The organism is Mesorhizobium sp. M4A.F.Ca.ET.020.02.1.1, from assembly GCF_004022645.1.
Classification (GTDB): Bacteria; Pseudomonadota; Alphaproteobacteria; order Rhizobiales; family Rhizobiaceae; genus Mesorhizobium.
Genome location: NZ_RZOI01000206.1, coordinates 1 through 8,428, shown reverse-complemented (window position 1 = coordinate 8,428; position 8,428 = coordinate 1). Strand labels below are relative to the sequence as shown.

7 protein-coding genes and 1 pseudogene are annotated in these 8,428 nt (G+C 65.2%); 6 read left to right on the top strand and 2 right to left on the bottom strand.

The annotated features are described in order from the left end of the window. From EN742_RS15195 to EN742_RS15180, 4 genes and pseudogenes are all read left to right on the top strand, one after another. A pseudogene (locus tag EN742_RS15195) lies at positions 1-208 on the top strand (hypothetical protein); the annotation flags it as partial. Positions 209-239: 31 nt separating this feature from the next. Then, positions 240-974, top strand: coding sequence for a 16S rRNA (uracil(1498)-N(3))-methyltransferase (locus EN742_RS15190; RefSeq protein WP_126056416.1), 735 nt, complete (start codon positions 240-242; stop codon positions 972-974). A gap of 185 nt (positions 975-1,159) precedes the next feature. Further along, positions 1,160-2,533: a glutamate--cysteine ligase gene (locus EN742_RS15185; RefSeq protein ID WP_127405311.1), complete on the top strand. Its 1,374-nt coding sequence runs from the start codon at positions 1,160-1,162 to the stop codon at positions 2,531-2,533. Between the two features lie 103 nt (positions 2,534-2,636). Next, positions 2,637-3,629: a DUF937 domain-containing protein gene (locus tag EN742_RS15180; RefSeq protein WP_126056418.1), complete on the top strand. Its 993-nt coding sequence runs from the start codon at positions 2,637-2,639 to the stop codon at positions 3,627-3,629. Between the two features lie 148 nt (positions 3,630-3,777). Here EN742_RS15180 and EN742_RS15175 read toward each other — a convergent pair whose 3' ends face one another. Further along, a complete protein-coding gene (locus EN742_RS15175; RefSeq protein ID WP_126056419.1) occupies positions 3,778-4,068 on the bottom strand; it encodes a DUF1127 domain-containing protein in 291 nt (96 codons plus the stop codon). Between the two features lie 178 nt (positions 4,069-4,246). Here EN742_RS15175 and EN742_RS15170 point away from each other — a divergent pair, with 178 nt between their 5' ends. Continuing rightward, the gene (locus EN742_RS15170) at positions 4,247-5,203 is read left to right on the top strand and encodes a LysR substrate-binding domain-containing protein (protein WP_126056420.1); all 957 of its coding nucleotides are present in this window, start codon (positions 4,247-4,249) and stop codon (positions 5,201-5,203) included. Between the two features lie 25 nt (positions 5,204-5,228). Here EN742_RS15170 and EN742_RS15165 read toward each other — a convergent pair whose 3' ends face one another. Next, positions 5,229-7,451, bottom strand: a complete 2,223-nt coding sequence (locus tag EN742_RS15165; protein ID WP_128332980.1) for an EAL domain-containing protein — start codon at positions 7,449-7,451, stop codon at positions 5,229-5,231. Between the two features lie 122 nt (positions 7,452-7,573). Between EN742_RS15165 and xseA the strand changes: the two genes are divergently transcribed. Further along, positions 7,574-8,428, top strand: an 855-nt coding sequence (xseA, locus tag EN742_RS15160) for an exodeoxyribonuclease VII large subunit (protein ID WP_128332979.1), incomplete at its 3' end; no start/stop codon positions are given.

Here is an 8,428-nt window from a genome sequence, read left to right as displayed (position 1 = left end):
GCCCGATGGCGTCATGGTTGCTGACGGCAACGCGGCTTATGCCCTGCACGGCGGCCAAGCGCTGCGCTGGTCGTTCGCTGGCTATGGCGCGCCGGCCGCTTTTGGCGATCTGGCCGGCCGGCCACTCCGGCTGCTGACACCGGCGACCACCATTTCGGTGCTGCGGCAAGGCTACGTGCCGGCATGGCACCCTTCCGCCGAGGCTTGACGGCAAACACCGCCTCGCCCATTGCTCGGCCATGCGCGCCAATTACAAGATGCAGCGGCTGTTCGTGCCTGACGATCTCGGAACCGGCATTGAATTCGATGCCGGGCCACAGCAAAGCCATTACCTGATGCATGTGCTGCGGCTCGGCGAAGGCGCGGAGCTCCTGGTGTTCAACGGCCGCGACGGCGAGTGGTCGGCGGCGATCGCGGCAAAGTCCAAAAAGGCGGTTCGGCTGAAGGTTGCCTCCCTGCAGCGGCCGCAGCCGCCGCTGCCCGATCTCGTCTACTGCTTCGCGCCGCTGAAGCAGGGACGGCTCGACTATCTGGTGCAGAAGGCGGTCGAGATGGGTGCCGGTATCCTGCAGCCGGTGATTACGCAACACACGCAAGTGGCCAAGCCAGGCATCGAGCGGCTGCGCGCCAATGTCGTGGAGGCGGCCGAACAATGTGGCATCCTGGCGGTGCCTGAGGTGCGCGAGGCGGAAAAATTCGAACGCCTGCTGACAGGCTGGGACAAGGAACGGCGGCTGATCTTCTGCGACGAGGATGCCTCGACCAACAATCCGCTGCCGGCGCTGCAGGCGGTCGACGAGACCAAGCTCGGCCTGCTGGTCGGACCGGAGGGCGGCTTTTCCGACGACGAGCGCAAGATGTTGAGGGCGCTGCCTTTCGTCACCGCCATCCCGCTCGGGCCGCGCATCCTTCGCGCCGACACGGCCGCGGTGGCCGCGCTTGCGGTGATCCAGGCGACAATCGGTGATTGGTGATCAATTCGAGTTGAGCCCTGGCTCAGGATTTTTCGCTTGATCGGCTACTGACATTTCGTCCATCTAGCGCCGGCGGTCGTTCGGCCGCCTATAGCGCCGCGCTCTTTTGTGCGCACAAGGAACGCTGTAGCACTATGGTTTGGCGCATGATCGGTCTTGGGGATCACGCGTCGGGAGGGCTTCTGATGGCGCGCGACACGACCGATTTCCGGCCCATCGAGGGCGTCGACGAACTTGTCGCCTACCTGGCCGCCGGCAATAAGCCGCGCGACCAATGGCGTATCGGCACCGAGCACGAGAAGTTTCCGTTCTATGTCGACGGCAATGCGCCGGTGCCCTATGGCGGCGAGCGCGGCATCCGCGCCATTCTAGAGGGCATGCAGCAAAAGCTCGGCTGGGATCCGATCATCGATGACGGTCGCATCATTGGCCTGGTCGAGCCGACCGGCCAGGGCGCGATCTCGCTTGAGCCGGGCGGCCAGTTCGAGCTCTCCGGCGCGCCGCTGGAGTCGATCCACCAGACCTGCCGCGAGGGCAATGCGCATCTTGCGCAGGTGCGCGAAATCGCCGAGCCGCTCGGCATCCGCTTCCTCGGGCTCGGCGGCAGCCCGAAATGGTCGCTCGCCGAAACGCCCAAAATGCCGAAGTCGCGCTACGAGATCATGACCCGCTACATGCCGAAGATCGGCACCAAGGGCCTCGACATGATGTACCGCACCTGCACCATCCAGGTGAATCTCGACTTCGAGAGCGAGGCGGACATGCGCCGCAAGATGCAGGTCTCGCTCAAGCTGCAGCCGCTGTCGACGGCGCTGTTCGCCAACTCGCCCTTCACCGAAAGCCGACCGAACGGGCTGCAGAGCTGGCGCGGCGACATCTGGCGCGACACCGACAACCAGCGCTCCGGCCTGCTCGAATTCTGCTTCTCGCCCGATTTCGGCTTCGCCGACTATGTCGAATGGGCGCTCGACGTGCCGATGTATTTCGTCATCCGCGACGGCCACTATCACGACATGACGCACATCACCTTCCGCCAGTTCATAACAGGGGCCGCCCGCAATGAGGTCCCGGACGGGCTGCCGACGATGGGCGATTGGGCAAACCACCTGTCGACGCTGTTCCCCGACGTCAGGCTGAAGCGCTTCCTCGAAATGCGCGGCGCCGATGGCGGACCGTGGCGGCGCATCTGCGCGCTGCCGGCCTTCTGGGTCGGGCTGCTCTATGACGAGGCCGCGCTGGACGCCGCCGAGGCGCTGACCTCGAGCTGGACCTACAGGGAAGTGCTGGCAATGCGCAACGCCGTGCCGGAGCTGGGCATTTCGGCGCCGTTCCGCAACACGACCTTGCGCGATGTCGCGCGCGACGTGCTCTCCATCTCGCGCTCGGGGCTGAAGAACCGCGCACGCAGGAACCGTGATGGCTATGACGAGACCTCGTTCCTCAACACGCTGGACGAAGTGGTGGCGCGCGGCACGACAAGCGCCGAGGAGATGCTGTCGGCCTACCACACGCGCTGGGGCGGCTCGATCGAGCCGGTGTTCATGGAGTATGCCTACTGACCCTTCGCCATCCGACCGGTTGAGGCTTCGGCAAAAGCCGCTTCAATCAAGGATGGAAACGAACTAGGTTTCTCCAACGAGGATGTTCCCGGAGGAGATTCCAATGCCTTCCCTGTTCGACATATTCGCCCAGGCGCAGAACGGCGCCGGCATGCAGGCGCTGGCTCAGCAGTTCGGGCTTTCGATGCAGCAGACCCAGGCCGCGGTCGAGGCGCTGCTGCCTGCCTTTTCGCAAGGGCTGCAACGCAACACGGCCGACCCCTACGGGCTCGGCGCCTTCATGACCGCGATGGCGAGCGGCCAGCACGCCAAATATTTCGAGGACGCGACCCGGGCCTTCTCGCCGCAAGGCATCAACGAGGGCAACGGCATTCTTGGCCATCTGTTCGGCTCGAAGGAGCTGTCGCGGGCCGTGGCTGCCCAAGCCGCGCAAGCGACCGGTCTCAGCCAGCAGGTGCTGCAGCAGATGCTGCCTGCGATGGCCTCGATGATGATGGGCGGGCTGTTCAAGCAGACCACCAACCAGATGCAGGCGGCGGGCGGCTTCGGAGGCGGCGGCAATCCGCTCGGCGAGATCATAGAGCAGATGATGCGGCAGGCGGGCGGCAGCGCGCAGCAGCCGCAACAGGCGCCCAATCCCTATGGCGACAACCCGCTCGGCAAGGTGCTGCAGGACATGTTCGGCGGTGGTGCGCAGCAGCCGCAGAGCCAGCCGCAGCAGGCGCCCAATCCCTATGGCGACAATCCGCTCGGCAAGGTCCTGCAGGACATGTTCGGCGGCGCGCAACAGCCGCAAGGCCGGACGCAGCCGCAACAGACGCAAAGTCCCTTTGGCGACAATCCGCTGGGCAAGATGTTCGAGGAGATGCTGCGTCAGAGCGGAGGCGGCGGGTTCGGCCAGCCGGTGCCACAGCAGCAGGCACCCCAGCAGCGCGAGGCGCCGCAACCGCAGACCAACCCGAGCGGCAGGCCGAGGAACCCGTTCGACGATCTGTTCGGTAAGATGTTCGAGACCGGCGCGCGGCAACGCGACGAGTACCAAAAGGGCATGGAATCGATCTTCGATCAGTTCAAGCGCGGCATGGATCGACGTTAGCCCGAAAAGAAGAGCCCGGTCCTTGGGAGGACCGGGCAGCGTGCAGGCAGGCCGGGGGGAACCGGCAGGGAGTGGGGAGCCTGCATGAACCTTGGTCGCCGCGCCCCTTGAAAAGGTTCAGGGCGACCGAATGCACCAGCCGGCTGGATCAAGCCACCTTGCGGGCGAGATCCTCGATCGAGCCGACCCGGTCGCTGGCGATGGCGCGCAGCTTCACCGTCGGGTCACGCCCGAAGGGCACAGCGACGGCGACGTGGAGGTCGGCGCGCGTCAGCCCGATATCGGCGAGTTCGGCATCCGACATCTCGCCGAGGCGATAGAATTGGCGGCGGTTTTTCCAGGCGCGGTAGGCATCAGCGATGGCATTGGCCACGCGCGCCGCTACGGACGGACGCGTGGTGATGCGCGAGGTCTCGGTGGCGAAATCAAACGTGGTCATGTCAGTCCTCCTTCAGAGTCGAGCGGGCGAAGCCGGGCAAACGTCGCTGGGAGGAGCGCCGTTCCGGTCTCGATTCACATGCCTTCATGTGGATGTTGGAGAATGTGCCACGGTGCGATTGATTAATCCAACGAATGTTTCTAATCTTTAGCATCAACATCAATGATGGATTGGACCGATGAAAGCGCCACTCGATCTCGATCAGTTGCAAACCTTCATCTCGATCGCCGATACCGGCAGCTTCACCCGCGCGGCGGAAGAGGTGCATCGGACGCAGTCGGCGGTGTCGATGCAGATGCGCCGGCTGGAGGAGCGGATCGGCAAGCCGCTGTTCGAGAAGGACGGCCGCACCAACAAGCTGACCGAGGAAGGCGACAGGCTGCTTTCCTATGCGAGGCGGCTGATCTTCCTCAACCGGGAAACGCTGGCCGCCTTCGACGACAAGCGACTGGAAGGCACCATCCGCATCGGCACGCCGGACGACTATGCCGACCGCTTCCTGCCAGAGATCATGGCGCGCTTCACGCGCTCCAACCCGCGGGTCGAGCTGACAGTCATCTGCGAGCCGACGCCCGGACTGGTCGAACACATCAAGCGCGGCAATCTCGACCTGGCGCTGGTGACGCACAACGACACGCGCGGCCAGTCGGAAGTGGTGCGGCGCGAGCCGCTGTTGTGGGTGACCTCGGCCAACCACGCCACGCATGAGCAGGAAATCCTGCCGATGGCCTTCGGCCGGCCGAACTGTATCTGGCGCCGCGCCGCGGTCGACGTGCTCGACCGGCAGAACCGCGAGTACCGCATCCTGTTCTCGAGTTTCTCGGCGACCGTCATCACCGCCGCGGTGCTTTCCGGCCTCGCGATCTCGGTGCTACCGGAATGCGCGCTGCGGCCCGGCATGCGCGTGCTCGGCGAGGCCGACGGCTTCGGCACCCTGCCCGACTGCCGCATCGGCATCATGCGTGGCCAGACCTCGCAGCCGGAGATCGTCGACGCGCTCGCCCGCCACATCTGCGAAAGCCTCGACAACATCTCGGTGCCGCTGGGCGAAGAGACGGGAAACTTCGACTTCGCCGCGCTCGCCTTTACCAAGATGAAGCGGACCAAGGCAAACCAGATCATGCCGGGCTGGTAGGGCCTGTTTCCGGGTCAGAGATGCCCTAGGCCCGGGCGGCCGCCGGCACGACGTCGTCCGGCGAAGCCAGACCGGAAAGACCGAGCAACTGGCCCGGTTCGAGCGGTGGCGACAGGAAATAGCCCTGGAACTGCCGGCATCCCATGGCGACCAGCAGGATCTTCTGCGCCTCGGTCTCGACACCCTCGGCGGTGACGTCGACGCCGAGCGCGACGGCGAGGTCGATCAGCGCCTTGACGATCGCCGCCGCATTGCCTTCGCCGTCGAGCAGCCGGACGAAGGAGCGGTCGATCTTGAGCTTGTCGATGGCGTGGCGGCGCAGATAGCTCAGCGACGAATAGCCGGTGCCGAAATCGTCGAGCACGATGCCGATGCCCGACTGGCGCAAGGCGGCCAGAGCCGCCCTCGAGGCATCGCTGTTCTCCAGAAGCACACTTTCGGTGATCTCGAGTTGCAGGCGCTGCGGCGCCAGTCCGGTGTCGGCAAGGATCGACGCAACCTGTTCGGCAAAGCCGGCGTCGCGCAGTTGCAACGGCGACACATTGACGGCGAGCCATGGCAGTTCGGTCCGCACGGCGAAACGGCAGGCTTCCTGCAGCACCCATGCGCCGAGTTGGCCGATCATGCCGCGCTCCTCGGCAATGGCGATGAACTGCGCCGCCGGCAAAGCGCCATGCACCTCATGCCCCCAGCGGATCAGCGCCTCGGCGCCGAGGATCGTCTTGCCGTTTGCCGCGAACACCGGCTGATAAGCGAGCCCGATGCCGGTGCCGCCATCGAGGGCCTTGCGAAGCTCGGTCTCAACCTTGCGCTTGCGTAAGAGAAGGTCGTCCATGTCGCCGGCGAAGACCTGGTGCCGGCCACGGCCGTTCTTCTTGGCCTCGTAAAGCGCGATGTCGGCCTTGCGCAGCAGGTCATCGGCATCGGTCTCGGCCTCGGCCGACAGCGCGATGCCGATGCTGGCGCTGACGAAGACCTGGTCGTCGATGAGCTTGAACGGCTCCTGCAACTTCTGCAGCAGCCGCTCGGCAATGTCCTCGGCGGCGCGGATATCGCGGATGTCGATGAGGATCAGCGCGAACTCGTCACCCCCCAGCCGCGCCACGGTATCGACTTCACGAATGGTGTGCTGGAGCCTGGCCGCAGTCTGGCGCACGAGCTCGTCGCCCGCCGGATGACCGAGCGTGTCATTGATATGCTTGAAGCGGTCGAGGTCGAGATAGAGCAGCGCCACTTTCCCAATGTCGTGACCGGCCTGCCCGGTCCTGAGCATGGCCTGCCGCAGCCGATCCTCGAACAGGGCCCGGTTGGGCAGGCCGGTGAGCGTGTCGTGGAAGGCGAGATACTGCGCCCGATCCTGGCTGGTTTGCAGCGCCGAAGAGGCGCGGCGCAGGCGCCGCAGCAGGAATGCAAGCACGCTCGCCGCGAGCAGCAGGCCGACGATCAAGGCAGGGGCAGCCTTGCGCACCAGCGTCAGACCGGGACGTTCCTGATCCCAGCCGATATAGCCGAGAATGACGCCGCGAGAATCGACCAGCGGAATGGCGGCCGAGCCGCTGGTTTGCGAGAGCGGCAGCAGATGCGCGCCGGCCAGCAGGTATTTTTCGGCAATCTTGCCGATGACCGCGTCGTTGATGAACTCGACCGAGATGTGGAGGTATTCGCTGCCCCGTGCCTGGGTGAGCCGGTTCGTGCTGGGGACGAGCGGCATGATGCTGAGTATGGCCGGCTTGCCGCCGAGCGACACCAGGTCTTCGCCGACCATCTTGGCCGGCGCGGCCGAAGCGACCTCACTCGGCGGCTCGGCCATCTTTGCGCGCAGCCTTTCGATGGTGGGCCGCAATTCGGGCTCATCCTCGCCATAGACGGACGGGTCGAGCACCTTGCCTTCCCGCATGGCGTGTACCGGACGGTTTGCGGCATCCAGCACATAGACCCGGTTGTGGCCGTAATAGGAGTACATCCAGACGCTGAGGTTCTCCTCTATCCAGGCCTGGTTTCCCGCCTTCACGTTGATGATGGAATCATCCCAGACGGTCACGCTCTCCTGCTCGCGCTCGACCGCCGCGATCTGATCCTTCAAGCCATTGGCGAAGAATATCTTTTGCCGTTCGAGCGAGACATGGTCGGCCTGGGCGGTGGCATAGAAACCAAAGCCGACGACCATGGCCAGCGCAAAGGCGGCCAGCATCAACACGGTCAGCGTGACCTGATGCGTCAATGGGCTTTGGCTTGCGCGTGCGCTCATGCGTTCCTGGCCGGCTGCGTTACGGCGAACTCAAAGCAAATCGGGCTTAAGATCGCGTTATTGTATTAGCGAGGATTGAGCGCCGCCTTGACGCGGACAGGCAACCGCCCCTCAATCGGCCGATGAGCGACACGTCCGAATCACGCAGCAACGCCACCGAATACACGGTGAGCGAGATTTCCGGCGCGCTGAAGCGCACGGTGGAGGACGCGTTCGGCAATGTGCGGGTGCGCGGCGAGATTTCCGGCTATCGCGGCCCGCACTCGTCCGGCCACGCCTATTTCGCGTTGAAGGACGACCGCGCGCGGCTCGATGCCGTGGTCTGGAAGACCACGATGAGCCGGCTGAAATTCCGTCCAGAGGAAGGGATGGAAGTGATCGCCACCGGTAGGCTGACGACCTATCCCGGCAAGTCCAACTACCAGATCGTCATCGACAATCTGGAACCGGCCGGGGCCGGCGCGCTGATGGCGCTGCTCGAGGAGCGCACGCGCCGGCTGCAGGCGGAAGGCCTGTTCGATGCCGGCCGCAAGCGGCGGCTGCCGTTCATGCCCAGCGTCATCGGCGTCGTCACCTCGCCGACCGGCTCGGTGATCCGCGACATCATTCACCGCATCAAGGATCGCTTCCCGCTGCACGTTCTGGTCTGGCCGGTCAGGGTGCAGGGCGAGACGGCCGGCACGGAGGTGACTGGCGCGGTCAATGGCTTCAACGCGCTTACCCGGGATGGCGCCATCCCCCACCCCGACGTGCTGATCGTGGCGCGTGGCGGGGGCAGCCTCGAGGACCTTTGGGGCTTCAACGATGAAAGTCTGGCGCGAGCGGTCGCCGCCTCGCGCATCCCGGTGATATCAGCCGTCGGGCACGAGACGGACTGGACGCTGATCGACTTCGCGGCCGACATGCGGGCGCCGACGCCGACGGGTGCGGCCGAAATGGCCGTGCCGGTCAAAGCCGACCTCGAAGCGACCCTAGCC

Coding starts and splice junctions, on each gene's coding strand:
- EN742_RS15190 (WP_126056416.1), top strand. CDS start 240: ATGCGCGCCAATTACAAGATGCAGCGGCTGTTCGTGCCTGACGATCTC.
- EN742_RS15185 (WP_127405311.1), top strand. CDS start 1,160: ATGGCGCGCGACACGACCGATTTCCGGCCCATCGAGGGCGTCGACGAA.
- EN742_RS15180 (WP_126056418.1), top strand. CDS start 2,637: ATGCCTTCCCTGTTCGACATATTCGCCCAGGCGCAGAACGGCGCCGGC.
- EN742_RS15175 (WP_126056419.1), bottom strand. CDS start 4,068: ATGACCACGTTTGATTTCGCCACCGAGACCTCGCGCATCACCACGCGT.
- EN742_RS15170 (WP_126056420.1), top strand. CDS start 4,247: ATGAAAGCGCCACTCGATCTCGATCAGTTGCAAACCTTCATCTCGATC.
- EN742_RS15165 (WP_128332980.1), bottom strand. CDS start 7,451: ATGAGCGCACGCGCAAGCCAAAGCCCATTGACGCATCAGGTCACGCTG.